Raw genomic sequence first — 16,369 nt, 5'->3', positions numbered from 1 at the left:
AAGAACGGAACGTTAAAACGTTACTCCAGCCACCAAAACGATGTTGCAGTACGGCTGACATTCGCCTGTACGAACAATCGCCCGTGCTTGTCGGCTGAGTGCTTTGAATTGGTCGTGACTGAGCAGTTCGCGCCGGCCCAGCGCACCTTCGGCATTCAGTTCATCCAGCGCGCTCAAGGCCGACGGTTTCTTGTCCAGAATCTCATGGGCCAGCACATGGCTTTCGACCTGCATTTCGCTGAGCACGACCTTCAAGGTACTGATGAAATCCGGAATGCCGTGAGTCAAGGCCAGGTCGATCAATTCGACGCCGGGTGGAACCGGCAGGCCGGCATCGCCGATCACGACCGTGTCGCCATGGCCCAGGGAGGCGATCAGCCGCGACAGCGCGACGTTGAGCAAAGGAGTCTTTTTCATGGTGCTTTAAAGGCCTGTACGTCGGACAAGGTGGGAATCGAAGGTTGCGCGCCAGCCCGGGTGACCGACAGCGCCGCGGCGACCTGGCCGAAACGGATCGCATCGGCCTCGCTTTTGCCGGCTGCCAAGGCCGCTGCGAAACCACCGACGAACGTGTCGCCGGCCGCGGTGGTGTCGACCGCTTTCACTTTCGCTGCCGGGAAATGCTCGAAGCGTGTGCCATCGGCGAACAGTGATCCTTGAGAACCCAGGGTGATGATCACTTTGCCAGCACCCATGGCGATCAAGCGGGCCGCGGCGGTTTCGGCGCTGCTCAGGGAGTCCACCGGCAAACCGCTCAAGGCCGAGGCTTCGCTTTCGTTGGGGATCAGGTAATCGATGGCCGCATACCAATCCGCCGGCAGCGGGCGGCTGGCCGGCGCCGGATTGAGAATCACGGTTTTACCCAGCTCACGACCGCGCTTCAGAGCATGGCCGACCGTGGCATCCGGCACTTCCAGCTGACAGATGATGACATCCGCCGCTTGTAGCACCGCGTCGAAACGGTCGATCACTTCGGGCGTCAGCGCACCGTTGGCACCGGCGACAATCACGATCGCGTTCTGACTGTTGTCGTCGACCACGATCAACGCCACGCCGCTGGAGTCTTCGACCGTACTGACCGCCCGGCAATCGATCTGCTCGGCCAACAACGCCCCGCGCAGCGCTTCGCCATAGGCGTCGCTGCCGACACAACCGACCATCGACACCTGCGCCCCCAGCCGCGCCGCGGCCACGGCCTGGTTCGCGCCCTTGCCGCCGGAAACTGTGGCAAACGATTGGCCGATCAGCGTTTCACCACCACGGGGCAGCCGTGGCGCCCGGGTTACCAGGTCCATGTTCAGGCTGCCTATTACCACTACTTTTGCTGGCATACATCACTCGTCAATTCTGTTTCTGCGGTGCTTTTGGTTTTAGCGGTGCTTTTTGTTTAGCGGAATTGAGCGAACACACCGGCCAGCGGCGCAGTCGATTCTCGCAGGACAATACTGGGCGTCACGATGCGCTGATCGGTCGCCAGACCCGGTGTGGTAATCCTGCGCAACAGCACTTCGGCCGCCATCTCGCCAAGCTGCAGGATCGACTGGCCCACGGTGGTCAGCGCTGGATAGACGTAACGGCTCATCTGGATATCGTCGAAGCCAATCACGGACAGCTCGGTGGGCACGCGAATATTGCGCTCGGCAGCGGCGCGCAACACACCGATGCCAATCATGTCGTTACCGGCGAAGATCGCGCTGGGCGGGTTCTTTTCCAACAGGATCGCGGCGGCGTTGTAACCGCCCGTGCTGGTGAAGTCGCTCTCCAGCATGCGCTCGCGCGGCACTTCGACGCCTGCCTCTTTCAAGGCGCGGCAATAACCGGCCAGACGCATCTGCGCCACGCTGGTGCTTGCCGGTCCACCAATCGTGGCGATGTCGCGGTGCCCCAGATCCAGCAGGTGCCGGGTCGCCAGATAGGCACCGTATTCGTGATCGATGCGCACCAGATCGGCATCGAGACCTTCGAGCCCACGGTCGACGATCACCATTGGCGTACGCACACCCGCCAGACCTTCGGCAAGGCCGCTGTCACCACCGGCAGAAGCAACGATCAAGCCGTCAATGCGTTTTTCCAGCAACACGCGAAGGTAGCTGCGTTGCTTGTCCGGGTTGTCGTCGGAGTTGCAGAGGATGACGCAATAGCCGTTGCGCTCGCAGTAATCCTCGATGCCACGGGCCAACTCGGCGAAGTACGGGTTGAGGCTGTTGGGCACCAGCAGGCCGATGGTCGCGGTGGTTTTCGCTTTCAATGACCGAGCCACGGCACTGGGTACGTAGTCGAGGCTTTTGATCGCCGCCTCGACCTTGACCCGCACTTCCTCACTGACCGGCCGCGTCTTGTTCACCACATGGGAAACCGTGGTGTAGGAAATGCCCGCGAGTGCCGCTACATCCTTGATTGTTGCCATGACTCAGGTCCGCCGGCTTGCGCGCTGACTGCGATAAGTATCAAGCACCACCGCCACCACGATCACCGCACCGGTGATGATGCGTTTGGTGGGTTCGGTCGCGCCGATCTGCGCCAGACCAGCCGCCAGTACGGAGATGATCAGCACACCGAAGAACGTGCTGATGACCGAGCCGCGCCCGCCCATCAGGCTGGTGCCGCCAATCACGACCGCGGCGATCACCTGCAGCTCCAGACCGGAGCCGGCATTCGGGTCCGCCGCTTCCAGGCGAGAAATCTGAAACAACGCAGCGATACCGGCCAGCAGCCCCATCAGACTGAAGACCAGGATCTTGTAGGGCTTCGGATTGATCCCCGCCAGACGCACCGCCTCTTCGTTGGTGCCGATGCCGATCAGGTAACGACCGAACACCGTACGCGTCAGCACGGCCTGGGCGATGAAGATAATCAGCAAGGCAATGATGAATGACGGGGAGATGCCGAAAGCGATAGGGTTGGACAGCCAGGCAAAGGCATCACCGATGTAGGCGGTGCGCGAACCGGTCATTTGATACGCCAGGCCCCGCGCCATTTCCAGCACGCCGAGGGACACAATGAACGACGGAATCCGCCAGGCCACGGTGATCGAGCCGGTGATGGTCCCGGCCAATGCCGCCACCGCCATGCCGAGCAAGGCCGCAGGCAAGACGCTCCAGCCCCAACCGAGAATCGCCACACTGACCGCCGAGGCCGCGAGCGCCAGTACCGACCCCACCGACAAGTCGATACCGCCGATGATCAATACGAAGGTCATGCCGACCGCCAGTACCATCAAATCGGGAATCTGGTTGGCCAGGGTGCTGAAGGTGTCGTAAGACAGGAAATGGCTGCTCAGGACCGAGAACAGCGCGACCATCGCCAGCAAGGCACCGGCCAGGCCCAGATATGTGCCAAGGCCGTAAAAATTGCCACTACGTTTGCCGGCCAAAGATGCAGTATTCATGGAAGATCCCTAGGCGCTGCTTCGTTGAGCAACGCATCACGTTTTTGGTAGCCGGCGAAAGCGGCGGCAAGCAAATCATCCTGGGTCCAGCTGTCACGCTCGAAGGTGTCGATCAGACGCCCTGCCGACAGCACACCGATGCGATCGCAGATCAGCATCAGTTCGCGCAGGTCGCTGGACACCACTACCAGCGCTTTGCCCTGACGGGTCAACTCACCGAGTAATGCGTAGATATCGAACTTGGCGCCGACGTCGATGCCACGGGTCGGCTCGTCGAACAACATCACCGTGCAGTCGCGCTCGAGCCAGCGGCCGATCACGACTTTCTGCTGATTGCCGCCGGACAGTTCCGAGACCAATTGCGTCGGGCTGGAGCTGCGAATGCGCATGGCGTTGATCTGACGCTGGGCCAGAGACATCTCGTCACCGTTATTGACGAAACCACCGCTGGAAATCACCGGCATATTGCCCAAGGCAATGTTGGCGCTGATCGATTGCGTCAGCAGCAGGCCTTCGCCCTTGCGGTCTTCGGTGATCAGGGCGACACCGTGACCGACCGCGTCGGCCGGCGAACGAATACTCACCACCTGAGCCGACGCCCCCAGCGCGACGGTGCCGCTGTCAGCTGTATCGGCGCCGAAGATCAGGCGCAGTAACTCGGTGCGCCCTGCCCCGATCAAACCGGAAATTCCGAAAATTTCGCCGGCGCGCACTTCGAAGGACACATCGCGGACTTTGTCGGAACGGGTCAGCCCTTTGACCGTCAAGGCCGGCGCGCCAATCTTGCGCGGCCCCATGTCGATGTGCTCGCCCAATTCACGGCCGACCATCAGGGTGACCAGCTGCTCGCCGTTGTAATTGGCCATCGGCTCGACACAGACCAGGTTTCCGTCGCGCAATACCGCGATGCGCTGGGCCACTCTCGCCAGTTCTTCGAGGCGGTGGGAAATGTAGATGATCGACACGCCACGAGCCTGCAGGCGAGTGATCTGCTCGAACAGCATTTCGACTTCACGGGCCGTGAGCATTGCTGTCGGCTCGTCGAGAATCAGCACGTGGCAATCGCCGATCAGATTGCGGGCGATCTCCACCATTTGCTGATGGCCGATACCCAGTTCGCCGACCAAAGTATCTGGATCGATGGCGTCCAGGCCGACCTGGGCCATGGCCTCGATCGCCGCCTTGCGCAGTTGCTTGCGGCTGATCCAGCCACCGTGGCTGGGCAGGTTGTCGAGAAACAGGTTTTCCGCCACCGACAACGTCGGCAACAGATTGAGTTCTTGCATGACCATGCGGATGCCCAGCTCTTCGGCCTGGCTCCGGCTGCCGGGACGGTAATCCTGCCCCTGGAATTGCATCTGGCCGGTGGTTGGCGTGACCAGTCCGCCAATGATTTTCGACAGCGTACTTTTGCCGGCACCATTCTCACCGGTCAGCGCCAGCACTTCACCGCGCATCAGCGTCAGGTCGATACCGGTGAGGACGGGTTGGGCATAGGTTTTACCGATACCGCTGACCGAGAGCACAGCGTTCGGGGCGCAAACGGACATAAAAACTCTCCATGTGCTCGTCCCAAGAGGCGAGCACCGTTGTGTCGCCAGAAGGACTACTTGGTAACCAGCTCTACCGGAGTTTCGATGACGCCATTGACGCCGCTATCGACTGCCTCGCCCTTGATGATTTTCAGCGCAGTCTCAATGCCGAACACCGCTTGCCGGGCAGCAAACTGGTCGGCGGTGGCCAGGACGCGGCCATCCTTGAGCATTGGCTTGATGGCGTTGATGTTGTCGTAACCGACCACTTGCACCTTGCCGGCCTTGCCCGCCGCGCGCACGGCAGATACTGCGCCGACGGCCATGCTGTCGTTGCCGGCCAACAGGGCCTTGATGTTCGGGTATTCGCTGAGCATCGACGAGGCAACCTTGCCGCCCTTGTCGATTTCCCAATCGCCGGACTGCAGGGACACGACTTTGATCTGCGCCGCCTCCATCGCATCCTTGAAGCCCGCCGTACGCTGCTGGGCGTTGGTGGTGGTGGAAACGCCTTCGATGATGCCGACTTCGTCACCAGCCTTCAGCTGTTTGGCCAGGTACTCACCCACCAGTCGCGCGCCTTTGCGGTTGTCCGGGCCTACGAACGGAACGGTAATGTTTTTGCTTTTGACCACGGCCGGGTCCAGCTGGTTATCGATGTTGATTACGGTGATGCCGGCATCGACTGCTTTCTTGATGACCGGGACCATGGCCTTGGAGTCTGCCGGGGCGATGACCAATGCGTTGACTTTGGACAAAATCATTTGCTCGACGATACGCGTCTGGCCGGCCGTGTCCGTTTCGTCCTTGATGCCGTTGGAGATCAGTTCGAAGTCGCCGGAGTGGTCTTTCTGGTAGGACTTGGCGCCGTCTTCCATGGTCAGGAAGAATTCGTTGGCCAGCGATTTCATGACCAGTGCGACTTTGGGTTTTTCCGGGGTTTCGGCGAAAGCCGAAGAAACAGGCAAAGCGGCGGATGCGGCAGCCAGCATTGCGACAGCGAGAAGACGTCCAGCGAATGGCAGCTTCATGGGTTCACTCCGATCTTATGATTATTCTGAGCAACGCTTGCGCTGGAGTACGCCTGGACCCTGAGCCTCACTGGGTCAAGCTCATCGAAGGCGACCGCGCAAACGTTTGCGTAGACCGAACTATGCGAACCCTGTCGAGATTTGTCAACGACCCGTTAGTGTCTCGGTTGGCCCTTTTACATCACGCCGTTGTGCTGACCAGACTGCCACTGCTGGAACCCTTTGCCAGCTCTTTGACCAGATTGCCTGTCACTTGCGCGAGCGCACCGCTGGTATCGGCGATTTGCCCCTGAATCGACATGACCGCGGTGGCTTTGGCTTCCGGAGTTGGATAATTCGCTGCCTGAGCGGCCGCCAGTTGCTGCTGCTGTTCGCGCAGTTGCTGCTGCAGTTCCTGCATGCGCTTGAGCAGTACCTGCACCGCAATACTTTGATTGCTGCTTTTTTCGGATTTGGTTTCGCCCTGAGTCTGCGCAGCACCACCGGTTCTGACTACTTGGTTGTCGCTCCCCTCCTCTTCACCCAGCGCTTGGGCCGAGGCGTCGGAGGTCGCTTCACTCAAGGCATTGATGGTCGCCGGGGACTTGCCCGCGATAGTGATTGCGCCTGCATTTGGAAAACCGACAGTAAACGACATATGAACTCCTGGAAAATATCCCTTTAGAGGAGCATCGACCTGTGCGGGGATTTCTTTAGCACTGATTTCCGATTTTGCAAGGCGACTTTCTCAATGAAGGTCGGAGAGCCGAACGTAAAAGCTACATATGTTCGGAAACCCGGACAGCCAAGTGCGAACACTTTTCCAGACGTTTCAATAATTTATATAAAAATCATAAGGTTAAAAGATCTTATTGTTGAATATCAGGCTGGTACAGATCCTGCTCTTCTCCTGCACCCCCGGCGTTCAGATTTGCTTGGGGCCGTGTCTAGATGAACCTGCATCCGCAACGTTTCACTACGAGAGAAAACAATAATGAAATCTGCCTTCAACACTTTTATTCCGGGCGCTATGGCCCTGCTATTGCTTCTGCCCACCGCCCTTCAGGCAAAAGAAGTCGAAACCCAACAGAAATTGGCAAACGTGGTGATCCTGGCCACCGGCGGCACCATTGCCGGCGCGGGAGCCAGTGCCGCGAATAGCGCCACCTATCAAGCGGCGAAAGTCGGTATCGAACAGTTGATCGCAGGGGTTCCGGAACTGAGCCAATTGGCCAACGTTCGCGGCGAACAGGTCATGCAGATCGCGTCCGAAAGCATCACCAACGACAACCTGCTGCAACTGGGCCGTCGCGTGGCTGAGCTGGCCGACAGCAAAGACGTCGATGGCATTGTCATCACCCACGGCACCGACACGCTGGAAGAAACCGCTTACTTCCTCAACCTGGTGGAAAAAACCGACAAGCCGATCATCGTCGTCGGCTCCATGCGCCCTGGCACCGCCATGTCGGCCGACGGCATGCTGAACCTGTACAACGCCGTCGCCGTGGCCAGCAGCAAAGACGCGCGCGGCAAAGGCGTACTGGTGACCATGAACGATGAAATCCAGTCGGGTCGCGATGTCAGCAAAATGATCAACATCAAGACCGAGGCATTCAAAAGTGCCTGGGGCCCACTGGGCATGGTGGTCGAAGGCAAATCCTACTGGTTCCGCTTGCCAGCCAAGCGCCACACCATGGATTCGGAATTCGACATCAAAACCATCAAGAGCCTGGCTGACGTCGAAATCGCCTATTCCTATGGCAACGTCAGCGACACCGCCTACAAAGCCCTGGCTCAATCGGGCGCCAAAGCCATCATCCACGCCGGTACCGGCAATGGCTCGGTTTCGTCTCGCGTGGTTCCCGCCCTGCAAGCCCTGCGCAAGGACGGCGTACAAATCATTCGTTCTTCCCACGTCAACGCCGGTGGTTTCGTACTGCGTAACGCCGAACAGCCTGACGACAAGTACGACTGGGTTGTGGCTAACGACCTGAACCCGCAAAAAGCCCGCATCCTGGCCATGGTCGCGCTGACCAAGACCAACGACAGCAAAGAGCTGCAACGGATGTTCTGGGAGTACTGATTCGCCCTCGCCCGACCTGTTCTGGTCGGGCATCGCTGCCACCACTCGCCAGCCTTGGTGAGTGGTTCACGACCTTTTCCGATAAAAAAATCCCCATCGTCCTACACCAAACGGAAAAAACTACTGTCAGAGGATTTTCTTGAATTTTAAGCAGTTGCGAAAATGCTTACAGTTAAATACTGTATGCACGTACAGCTTAATAAGGATTATTCCGTGGCCACTCCCTCTGTCTCTCCTGACGCCTATGAACGCCTGGGTATGCGCGTTCAGAAAATCATCAATTCCCCCACCGCCCAGAAAGCCAAAGCTGCGCTGATCTTCCGTCTTCCGGACGAACCCATGGATGAGTGGGAGCGCTTGCTCGAAGAAATCGACGAGAACGACAACGTCACCCTCGCCCATCGCGACGATGGCGGTGTGCAGATTTTCTGGGTTGTGCCGAAGGAAGATTGAGTCAATGAGTGTCCGCTGGTTTGCTTTACTACTTCTGTTCATCACCCTCGGCGCCCAGGCTGGCGCCCCACGCACCTTCAACGAAGCCAAGAAAGTCGCGTGGAAGTTGTACGCCCCGCAATCCACCGAGTTTTATTGCGGCTGCAAATACACCGGCAACCGCGTGGACCTGGCCGCCTGCGGCTATGTGCCGCGCAAAAACGCCAAACGCGCCTCGCGCATCGAGTGGGAACACATTGTCCCGGCCTGGCAGATCGGCCATCAGCGCGAATGCTGGCAACAAGGTGGTCGCAAGAACTGCACGCGGTACGACCCGACCTATCAGAAAGCCGAGGCCGATCTGCACAATCTGGTGCCAAGCATCGGCGAGGTGAATGGCGATCGCAGCAACTTCAGCTTCGGCTGGTTGCCGGTGCAAACCGGTCAATACGGTTCGTGCCTGACACAGGTCGACTTCAAGGCGAAGAAGGTCATGCCCCGCCCTTCCATTCGCGGCATGATCGCCCGGACTTACTTCTACATGAGCAAGCAGTACGGCTTGCGCCTGTCAAAACAGGATCGGCAACTGTATGAAGCCTGGAACAAGACCTATCCGGTACAGGCCTGGGAACGTCAGCGCAACCAGAGCGTGGCGTGCGTGATGGGGCGCGGCAACGAGTTTGTCGGCCCGGTAGACATGAAAACCTGCGGCTGACCGGCCGCTGAAAACACAAAGGCCTGGGGCATTACACCCCAGGCCTTTGTTCGTTTCTAATCGGCGCTTTTGGTTATTGGGCTGTCGGGTGTTCAACGACCAACGACTCGATGTTCCTTTTTTTCGCCCGGGTGAGCGCTGCCGTCACTTCAGCTTGCTTGGCTTCTGCCTCGGCTTTCGAATTGAACGGTCCGACCAGAATACGAACCTTTCCATTCTCCCTGATGACGCTGGAAACGAAGCTATGCTCAATCAACCAGCCGCTCAGGTCGCTGACCGCCTGGGGGGTTTCGCCACGCACCTCGACGTCCCATTGCGGACCGGTTGTCGCCGCGGGTGCGGAAGCGACTGTCGGTTGCGGCTTTTGCGCGCCAACCCCCTTACCCTCATCGCACCCGGCCAACGTCAATACTGCGATTACCAAGGCCATTTTGCGCACAACGCTTCCCTCTGAATGCTGAAAGCGGCGATTTTAACACTCATGGATCCTGCTCGAGCGCCGCAAAATGGGCGCAAAACAACGAGAATGATGGTTGCGGCCTCTGTATAGTTACGCCTTGGGAATTAATGCAGCATCTGCGCGTCAGAAAGAGGCACCCAAACTGCGAGACTTCGCACTAATCTATACCTATACCGACCTCTGCACTGTCCGAATCAGGTGCCCTACAAAGCAATCAAGGAGAAAACCATGCTGATACTCACCCGCAAAGTCGGTGAAAGCATAAACATCGGTGACAACATTACGATCACCATTCTGGGCGTTAGCGGCCAGCAAGTCCGGATCGGCATCAACGCCCCGAAAGACGTTGCGGTGCATCGCGAAGAAATCTATCAACGCATTCAGGCCGGCCTGACCGCCCCAGACAAACCGCAAACCCCCTGAATCCTGCTGTGGTCAGTAGCCAGCCCATTCTGCCTCGAATAACGGCTGGCTAAAGATTCAAGCACCGCATCGCCCCTCTGCCCAGCCTCTTTGCGATACCGTCGCAACGTGGAGCCGATACTACCGCCCCCGCTCATGCCATGACTGTCAGACGTTTCGGATTTACTGCGAGAAAGAGCTTCCTCCTTCCTGGCTAACCAAACGTTACCCCACGCGCCATGCCCGTGGCGGCCACGACCATCAGCATCAGCAGCAGCGCTTCGATATGACTGATACGGGCAAACAGTGTTGCGCGCCCGGTATTGATCGCCGCCCCACGCCCCAGCGCAATCCGCCATTTGATCAGCGCCACCATCGGCGCAATTTCAAGCAACAGGATAAGGACGAAGAGCGTCATCTTGAGATGAAACAGCGGTTGGTGAAGATAGTAATCAGTGCCTTTTTCATACCCGCCAAAGGCTCGCATCCCACCCGTGACCAAGAGAATGACTGCAGAGATCCCCCACAGATTATCCGCAACCAAAACGCTGCGCGCCTCCCCCACCCCGGCAATCAGACGACGTAAAGCCGTGCCGCGGGTCAGTACCGCCCAGAAGCCCAGCGCAAAGGCCAAGAGGTGAATCGCCGCCAGAAACCAGTGAGCCAGCATCGACATACTCCCTACAGACGAAGTTGAAACAGCCCTACAGTAGTAGTTCATCGGAGGGGATTTGCCCACGTACCTGGCTCCGCTGATTACCCGCACATCACCACCGCCAGGGCGACCAATATGCCGGGGGTTTCAACGTCAGACTCAACTGGTAAATAGCAGGCACAAAAAAACCGGGTTCCTGATGGATACCCGGCTTGAGAGTCTTTGACTCAATGCGTTCTTTTTGAAATCGAAGTGCGAGCGTTACTCAACCCTTTCGTGTTGTGATCGCCAGGCCTGGAGGCCGAAATGGCAGAGGCCTTCGCCACCCCTCGCGTATCCCTGGAATGGGCAATGCCCGAAGTGACTGAACCACGGCCGCGATCACCGTTACGATCGCTACCATAGTGGTTGCCACTGAGGCCATGGTCCCGAACCGCTCTGCCTGCGTGATCACTGCTCAAACCTGCGCCGTGGCCATTGCTGCTGACGCCGCCAGAATGGCCGGAATTACCGCTGCCTCCATGACCACCGCCGTTACCGCCGCCATTGCCACCGCCGTTACCACCGCCACCGCCACCATCCTTCGCGTAGGCGGAACTCATGATGGACAGATCAGCGGGTAATAATGGGGCGGCTGCAAGCATCAGCACGCAGGACATGACAGCTGCAAAACTCTTGTTTTTTAATAACATGGGTGGGTTCCGTGAGGTTGATATCGCACGGAGTAATTGACTGTTTCGGCACCACACAGTTCAAAGGTTGACGACCAGCGGGCAGGCAATGTGCAGCTATCGAACGATGCACATTGCTTCCCGTGATTTTGCCGGTCGCTATGCGGCGAGGGAGCGGTTGGAATTTGTCGCTTTCATATCAATCGAACGCGCCATTAAGAACTTCATAGATGATTCCGGTAGCGATCGCTACCAATATCAAATCAGTGCCAGCCTGTCGCCACTCGTAGCCATCGTAGTGTGGAAGCCTGCCGAGCAATCGGCCATCGAGTTTCTTGGCGATCCCCGGCGGTAATGGTTTTCCGCGTGCGAGATTTTTTTGAATGCCGGGTGGCAAGGCAGGCCCGGGGCTCCAGTAGTCGCGATAACCACCCACGATTCCAAGGACACTCCCGTGGTTGATGCTCGGGCCGTGACTCCAATCATCACCCCCTGAACCTTTGCCTTTGTTTCCATGGCTGGCGTTGCCATGGTCCTGGATGTTTTGTGGATTTCCCTTGCCGCTTCCCTGGCCCTTCCCGTTTCCCGGGTCGGCCAATGCAGTCATTGAACCGGACGCCAAGGCAAGACACGTCATAGCGGCAATCAACGAGCGAGATCTAAACATATCCGTTCTCTCAGAAAGGGGATGCCCCCTGCAATGTATAGACGGTTATGGGAGTGTTAGTTCAGAAGCTGTGCGCACTGGAGATGGCGACAGGGCCAGACGGGAAAAACCGAACGATTGGAGAGTAAAGCTGGCCCAGTCAGTTGATAGCCTGGGGCTGCAAAGTTTTGCAAATCACAGACAACAAAAAAGGGCCCACCTTTCGGTGAGCCCTTCTAGACCGCCCAGCAGAGCGGATTTTGTTTGGTAGGCGCGATTGGACTCGAACCAACGACCCCCACCATGTCAAGGTGGTGCTCTAACCAACTGAGCTACGTGCCTGCTGTGAGGCGGCATTCTACGGAATTCCGGAGGGGTGTCAACACCTTTTTTTCACCTAACCCTATGAATATGCAAAATATTTAATTTTGCTGCGGCAAAGAAGATTTTCCGGTGGCTGGCGGTCATTTTTTAACTCGGGTAGGATCGATGCACTCGTAAAATATATTAAACAGAGGCTGCAGGATGGCGAACACTCCCTACCCAGAGTCCTATTACGCCGCGTCGGCTAATGTGGCGCCGCCGCGCCCGGCCTTGCAGGATGATGTAGAGACTGATGTCTGTGTCATCGGCGCCGGTTATACCGGCCTGTCCTCTGCCCTGTTTCTGCTGGAGAACGGTTTTCGGGTAACGGTCCTGGAAGCCGCCAAAGTGGGTTTTGGCGCATCGGGGCGCAACGGTGGCCAGATCGTTAACAGCTACAGCCGTGATATCGATGTGATCGAGCGCAGTGTCGGCCCCAAGCAAGCTCAGCTGCTGGGGCAAATGGCGTTCGAGGGTGGACGGATCATTCGTGAGCGGGTGGCCAAATACAACATCCAGTGCGACCTGAAGGACGGCGGTGTGTTCGCCGCCATTACCGCCAAGCAGATGGGCCACTTGGAATCCCAGAAGCGCCTGTGGGAGCGTTTCGGTCATACGCAACTTGAGCTATTGGATCAGCGACGCATCCGTGAAGTGGTGGCTTGCGATCAATACGTCGGCGGCATGCTCGACATGAGCGGCGGGCATATTCATCCGCTCAACCTTGTCTTGGGCGAGGCAGCAGCCGTGGAGTCGCTGGGCGGCACTATTTACGAGCAGTCGCCAGCGGTGCGCATCGAGCGCGGCGCCAATCCGGTGGTGCATACGCCTCAGGGCAAGGTCAGGGCCAAATTCATCATCGTCGCCGGCAATGCTTACATCGGTAATCTGGTGCCGGAGCTGGCGGCCAAGTCGATGCCCTGCGGGACTCAAGTGATCGCAACCGAACCCTTGGGCGATGAATTGGCCAAGCGCTTGTTGCCCCAGGACTACTGTGTCGAAGACTGTAACTACCTGCTCGACTACTACCGCCTGAGCGCTGACAAACGCCTGATTTTCGGCGGCGGCGTGGTCTATGGCGCGCGCGATCCGGCGAACATCGAGGCGATCATTCGACCGAAGATGCTCAAGGCCTTCCCGCAGCTCAAGGACGTGAAAATCGATTACGCCTGGACCGGCAATTTCCTGCTGACGCTATCACGCCTCCCCCAAGTCGGACGGCTGGGCGACAACATCTACTATTCCCAAGGTTGCAGCGGCCATGGCGTGACGTATACGCACCTGGCGGGCAAGGTACTGGCCGAAGCATTGCGCGGCCAGGCCGAGCGCTTCGACGCCTTTGCCGACCTGCCCCACTACCCGTTCCCGGGCGGACAATTGCTGCGTACACCGTTCGCTGCGTTGGGCGCCTGGTACTACGGATTGCGGGACAAGTTCGGATACTGATCGATAGAGGTGAAACGGGGCCGCTGAATGCGGCCAGGACACGTAGGAGCCAGGCTTGCCGGCGAAGGCGTCATCAAGTGCGCCTTCGCCACCAAGCCTGGCGCCTACGAAAAGCGGCCCTGTCGCTGACTCAGAAGTCGACCGTCGCCGAAAGGAGGTAGGTGCGCGGGGTCGACAACGTCAAGCCAGGCTCGCTGTCATCCGAGGCCCCAGCCGAACTCCAGTAGCGTTTGTCCGCCACGTTCTCGACATTGGCACGCAGGGTGATGTTCTTTTCGTCAACCTTGAACGCGTAGCGTGCACCCACGTCGAAACGCTCCCAGGCGTCGATTTCCTTGTTGTTGGACTGGTCCAGATACTGCGAGCTGGAATAGAGGCCGCGGCTGGTCAGGGTCAGGCCCTGTACGGTCGGTACATCCCACTCCGCGCCCAGGTTGACGTTGTATTTCGGCGTGGCCGGTGCCCGGTTGCCGTCATAGGTGCCATTGGTGGTATTGGTCAACTCGCTGTCGATGTACATGACACCGCCGAGCAGGCGAAAGCCTTTGAGCGGCTCACCGAACACACTCAGTTCCACACCCGTGTTCTCACGCTTGCCGTTCGGGCCGAAAACCCGGGTCGTAGCGTTGGTCTCATAGGCCGGCTGCTTGATCCGGAACACCGCGGCAGTCACGGCGAACGCACCCGCGTCATACTTGGCGCCAACCTCGACCTGGCGGCTGATGAACGGCGGGAATATCTCGTCCTCGTTCACAGAGGTCGACGGCGCGATCTTGCCCTGGCTCAGGCCCTCCATGTAATTGGCATACAGCGACAGCTTATCGGTTGCCTTGAACAGGATGCCGCCCGACGGAGAAACCTTTTCCTCATCGTAGGCCGTGGCGCCTTTGACATCATCCGTCCAGTCGTCAACCTTCACGCGCTGCCAGCGGGCGCCGAGGGTCAGCAGCAGCCGGTCATCGAAGAAACCCAGCGTGTCGGACAACGCCACGCCGCTGAAGCGGTTCTCGGTGTAGACCTTCGAATCGAGTCGAGTCGGTCTGCCAGGAGTTGGTGTTTCCACCGGGTCGTAGAGGTTGCTGCGGGACGCGGCATAACGGGCGCCGCCATTTTCGAAATCCATGTAGAAATAGCTGGCGGCCAGGTTGATCTCATGGCTCACCGGGCCGGTATGAAACCAGTTGCGCACCCCTGCCGTGGCCGTCCGGACATTTTCGTCACGGGTGAAATCTCGCGGCTGAACGCTGAAATCGCCAGCGTCATTGGTGACAGCAACGGCATGCCGGAGAAAGTCATGATTGCTTTTACGCGCGCCCACACCGCCGTACAGCATGACGGAATCGCTGACATCGAATTCACCGTTCACCGCCCCGAACGTGTCGTTGGTACTCGCCTTGCTCCAGGGTTGCGCATAGTTGTCGCGCACATCGTTCGCATTCGGCACCTTCGCATTGGCGCCGACCTGCACGCGCTCCTGCGGGGCGTCGGTATCACGCTCGGTGCGCCCGAGGTCCGTCGAGAGTCGCAGGCGCTCACCACGAAAATCCAGGCCCAGCACGGCCATCTCGCGGTCGACACTCTGGTGATCCCATTCGGTGTCGCCGGACTGCTTCACGCCGTTGAAGCGAACACCGAACTTGTTGTCCTCACCAAAGCGCCGACCGACATCCACCGCACCGCCGACCTGGTTGTCGGAAGCGTAGCTACCGGTAAACGAAGTGATGGGCTTGTCGGTCGCGCGCTTGGGCACCACGTTGATCCCGCCACCCACACTGCCCCGCGGCGATATGCCGTTAATGAGCTGGCTCGGGCCTTTGATGATGTCGACACGGTCGGCCATCTCCATGTCGATCGTATAGGTCGGCAGGACGCCGTAGAGACCGTTGTAGGCGACATCACTGTTGAACAGGCTGAGCCCGCGAATGGTGAACTGCTCATAACGCCCACCCGCCGGGTTGGTGGCACGAACCGAAGGATCACTGGCGATCAGGTCGCCCAAGGTACGAGCCTGCAGGTTTTTGACCGCCTCGCCGGTGTAGGTGGTCATGCTGAACGGCGTTTCCATAAAGTCTTTCGAGCCCAGCAAACCTTGCGAACCGCGGCGCGCGACCTGGCCGCCGGCATACACCTCGCCGTCCGCCCCGCCCGTGGCACCGAGAATCGAGGTGGGGGCCAGTTGCAGGCTGCTGCCTTCTGGCGCCGGAGTCAGGATGTAGGCCTGCTCTCCCACCGGCTGCAGTTGCAGACCAGAACCCTGCAACAACCGGGCAAAGCCTTCCTCGACCGCGTATTCGCCGGAAAGACCAGGGCTGGTGCGACCGCCCACCAGTGCCGGATCGACCGAGAGATTGACGCCAGACAGACCGGCAAACCGGGTCAGCGCATCGCTCAGGCTACCGGCAGGCACCTGATAATTGCGCCGGGCACTGTCTTCGGCCCAACTGGCAGTGATGAACAACGGACTGGCACTCAGGCCCAACAACAGGCTCAAGTGCAACAACGGACGCAGGCGAGAAGAAGCCGGACGCGGACAGCAAGGTATTACTGCGGGCATTGAAATAGCTCT

Annotated in this window: 17 protein-coding genes and 1 tRNA gene; 5 read left to right on the top strand and 13 right to left on the bottom strand. The window is 58.8% G+C overall.

The genetic code is table 11. From position 1 onward, the window contains the following. Nucleotides 1-12: 12 nt before the first annotated feature. From rbsD to PMI30_RS23015, 7 genes are all read right to left on the bottom strand, one after another. Nucleotides 13-417, bottom strand: a complete 405-nt coding sequence (gene rbsD / locus PMI30_RS22985; RefSeq protein WP_008007255.1) for a D-ribose pyranase — start codon at nucleotides 415-417, stop codon at nucleotides 13-15. Continuing rightward, nucleotides 414-1,331, bottom strand: a complete 918-nt coding sequence (gene rbsK, locus PMI30_RS22990) for a ribokinase (RefSeq protein WP_008007254.1) — start codon at nucleotides 1,329-1,331, stop codon at nucleotides 414-416. Before rbsK ends, rbsD begins: the two co-directional genes overlap by 4 nt. A 56-nt stretch (nucleotides 1,332-1,387) precedes the next feature. Beyond that, nucleotides 1,388-2,407, bottom strand: coding sequence for a LacI family DNA-binding transcriptional regulator (locus tag PMI30_RS22995; protein ID WP_008007253.1), 1,020 nt, complete (start codon nucleotides 2,405-2,407; stop codon nucleotides 1,388-1,390). 3 nt (nucleotides 2,408-2,410) lie between these two features. Beyond that, nucleotides 2,411-3,388, bottom strand: coding sequence for an ABC transporter permease (locus tag PMI30_RS23000; protein WP_007905898.1), 978 nt, complete (start codon nucleotides 3,386-3,388; stop codon nucleotides 2,411-2,413). Further along, entirely contained in the window at nucleotides 3,385-4,938 is a 1,554-nt protein-coding gene (locus PMI30_RS23005; protein WP_008007252.1) for a sugar ABC transporter ATP-binding protein, read from the bottom strand. The genes PMI30_RS23000 and PMI30_RS23005 overlap by 4 nt, the downstream gene beginning before the upstream one ends. 56 nt (nucleotides 4,939-4,994) lie before the next feature. After that, a complete protein-coding gene (locus PMI30_RS23010) occupies nucleotides 4,995-5,951 on the bottom strand; it encodes a sugar ABC transporter substrate-binding protein (protein WP_008007251.1) in 957 nt (318 codons plus the stop codon). Nucleotides 5,952-6,132: 181 nt separating this feature from the next. Next, complete coding sequence (locus tag PMI30_RS23015; RefSeq protein ID WP_008007250.1) at nucleotides 6,133-6,588, bottom strand: hypothetical protein; 456 nt, start codon at nucleotides 6,586-6,588, stop codon at nucleotides 6,133-6,135. Between the two features lie 336 nt (nucleotides 6,589-6,924). Here PMI30_RS23015 and PMI30_RS23020 point away from each other — a divergent pair, with 336 nt between their 5' ends. From PMI30_RS23020 to PMI30_RS23030, 3 genes are all read left to right on the top strand, one after another. Continuing rightward, nucleotides 6,925-8,013, top strand: a complete 1,089-nt coding sequence (locus PMI30_RS23020) for an asparaginase (protein WP_008007248.1) — start codon at nucleotides 6,925-6,927, stop codon at nucleotides 8,011-8,013. A gap of 183 nt (nucleotides 8,014-8,196) precedes the next feature. Further along, the gene (locus PMI30_RS23025; RefSeq protein WP_177318834.1) at nucleotides 8,197-8,466 is read left to right on the top strand and encodes a DUF1654 domain-containing protein; all 270 of its coding nucleotides are present in this window, start codon (nucleotides 8,197-8,199) and stop codon (nucleotides 8,464-8,466) included. Between the two features lie 4 nt (nucleotides 8,467-8,470). Then, nucleotides 8,471-9,160 (top strand): endonuclease, encoded by a 690-nt coding sequence (locus PMI30_RS23030; RefSeq protein ID WP_008007243.1) that lies wholly within the window; start codon nucleotides 8,471-8,473, stop codon nucleotides 9,158-9,160. A 73-nt stretch (nucleotides 9,161-9,233) separates the two neighbouring features. Here PMI30_RS23030 and PMI30_RS23035 read toward each other — a convergent pair whose 3' ends face one another. Beyond that, on the bottom strand, nucleotides 9,234-9,599 hold the full coding sequence (locus PMI30_RS23035) for a hypothetical protein (protein ID WP_008007242.1): 366 nt from the start codon (nucleotides 9,597-9,599) through the stop codon (nucleotides 9,234-9,236). Between the two features lie 249 nt (nucleotides 9,600-9,848). Here PMI30_RS23035 and csrA point away from each other — a divergent pair, with 249 nt between their 5' ends. After that, nucleotides 9,849-10,043 (top strand): carbon storage regulator CsrA, encoded by a 195-nt coding sequence (gene csrA / locus PMI30_RS23040; RefSeq protein ID WP_007905913.1) that lies wholly within the window; start codon nucleotides 9,849-9,851, stop codon nucleotides 10,041-10,043. 193 nt (nucleotides 10,044-10,236) lie between these two features. Here csrA and PMI30_RS23045 read toward each other — a convergent pair whose 3' ends face one another. The 4 genes from PMI30_RS23045 to PMI30_RS23050 all read right to left on the bottom strand — a co-directional run bounded on the left by PMI30_RS23045 (nucleotide 10,237) and on the right by PMI30_RS23050 (nucleotide 12,336). Further along, entirely contained in the window at nucleotides 10,237-10,692 is a 456-nt protein-coding gene (locus tag PMI30_RS23045; RefSeq protein ID WP_008007241.1) for a DUF2214 family protein, read from the bottom strand. Nucleotides 10,693-10,904: 212 nt separating this feature from the next. Further along, the gene (locus PMI30_RS31665; protein WP_008007239.1) at nucleotides 10,905-11,369 is read right to left on the bottom strand and encodes a hypothetical protein; all 465 of its coding nucleotides are present in this window, start codon (nucleotides 11,367-11,369) and stop codon (nucleotides 10,905-10,907) included. A gap of 178 nt (nucleotides 11,370-11,547) precedes the next feature. Then, nucleotides 11,548-12,015 carry an anti-virulence regulator CigR family protein gene (locus PMI30_RS30355; protein ID WP_008007237.1) on the bottom strand — a complete coding sequence of 156 codons (468 nt, stop codon included), beginning with the start codon at nucleotides 12,013-12,015 and terminating at the stop codon, nucleotides 11,548-11,550. A gap of 244 nt (nucleotides 12,016-12,259) precedes the next feature. Further along, nucleotides 12,260-12,336, bottom strand: a tRNA-Val gene (locus PMI30_RS23050). Nucleotides 12,337-12,519: 183 nt separating this feature from the next. On the opposite strand from PMI30_RS23050, the gene PMI30_RS23055 reads away from it, so the two are divergent. Then, complete coding sequence (locus PMI30_RS23055; RefSeq protein WP_008007235.1) at nucleotides 12,520-13,803, top strand: NAD(P)/FAD-dependent oxidoreductase; 1,284 nt, start codon at nucleotides 12,520-12,522, stop codon at nucleotides 13,801-13,803. Between the two features lie 130 nt (nucleotides 13,804-13,933). Here PMI30_RS23055 and PMI30_RS23060 read toward each other — a convergent pair whose 3' ends face one another. Next, entirely contained in the window at nucleotides 13,934-16,357 is a 2,424-nt protein-coding gene (locus PMI30_RS23060) for a TonB-dependent receptor (protein ID WP_008007233.1), read from the bottom strand. Nucleotides 16,358-16,369: the final 12 nt, after the last annotated feature.

It is taken from the genome of Pseudomonas sp. GM50, from assembly GCF_000282375.1.
Classification (GTDB): domain Bacteria; phylum Pseudomonadota; class Gammaproteobacteria; order Pseudomonadales; family Pseudomonadaceae; genus Aquipseudomonas.
Note: the sequence above shows the minus strand (reverse complement) of the source record. Positions and strands in the feature narration are given on the sequence as shown.

What these genes read in the sequence shown, in the direction of transcription:
- rbsK (WP_008007254.1), bottom strand. Translation starts at nt 1,331, where the DNA reads ATGCCAGCAAAAGTAGTGGTAATAGGCAGCCTGAACATGGACCTGGTA.
- rbsD (WP_008007255.1), bottom strand. Translation starts at nt 417, where the DNA reads ATGAAAAAGACTCCTTTGCTCAACGTCGCGCTGTCGCGGCTGATCGCC.
- PMI30_RS30355 (WP_008007237.1), bottom strand. Translation starts at nt 12,015, where the DNA reads ATGTTTAGATCTCGCTCGTTGATTGCCGCTATGACGTGTCTTGCCTTG.
- PMI30_RS23030 (WP_008007243.1), top strand. Translation starts at nt 8,471, where the DNA reads ATGAGTGTCCGCTGGTTTGCTTTACTACTTCTGTTCATCACCCTCGGC.
- PMI30_RS23055 (WP_008007235.1), top strand. Translation starts at nt 12,520, where the DNA reads ATGGCGAACACTCCCTACCCAGAGTCCTATTACGCCGCGTCGGCTAAT.
- PMI30_RS23015 (WP_008007250.1), bottom strand. Translation starts at nt 6,588, where the DNA reads ATGTCGTTTACTGTCGGTTTTCCAAATGCAGGCGCAATCACTATCGCG.
- PMI30_RS23045 (WP_008007241.1), bottom strand. Translation starts at nt 10,692, where the DNA reads ATGCTGGCTCACTGGTTTCTGGCGGCGATTCACCTCTTGGCCTTTGCG.
- PMI30_RS31665 (WP_008007239.1), bottom strand. Translation starts at nt 11,369, where the DNA reads ATGTTATTAAAAAACAAGAGTTTTGCAGCTGTCATGTCCTGCGTGCTG.
- PMI30_RS23010 (WP_008007251.1), bottom strand. Translation starts at nt 5,951, where the DNA reads ATGAAGCTGCCATTCGCTGGACGTCTTCTCGCTGTCGCAATGCTGGCT.
- PMI30_RS23000 (WP_007905898.1), bottom strand. Translation starts at nt 3,388, where the DNA reads ATGAATACTGCATCTTTGGCCGGCAAACGTAGTGGCAATTTTTACGGC.
- PMI30_RS23060 (WP_008007233.1), bottom strand. Translation starts at nt 16,357, where the DNA reads ATGCCCGCAGTAATACCTTGCTGTCCGCGTCCGGCTTCTTCTCGCCTG.
- PMI30_RS22995 (WP_008007253.1), bottom strand. Translation starts at nt 2,407, where the DNA reads ATGGCAACAATCAAGGATGTAGCGGCACTCGCGGGCATTTCCTACACC.
- PMI30_RS23005 (WP_008007252.1), bottom strand. Translation starts at nt 4,938, where the DNA reads ATGTCCGTTTGCGCCCCGAACGCTGTGCTCTCGGTCAGCGGTATCGGT.
- csrA (WP_007905913.1), top strand. Translation starts at nt 9,849, where the DNA reads ATGCTGATACTCACCCGCAAAGTCGGTGAAAGCATAAACATCGGTGAC.
- PMI30_RS23025 (WP_177318834.1), top strand. Translation starts at nt 8,197, where the DNA reads ATGCACGTACAGCTTAATAAGGATTATTCCGTGGCCACTCCCTCTGTC.
- PMI30_RS23020 (WP_008007248.1), top strand. Translation starts at nt 6,925, where the DNA reads ATGAAATCTGCCTTCAACACTTTTATTCCGGGCGCTATGGCCCTGCTA.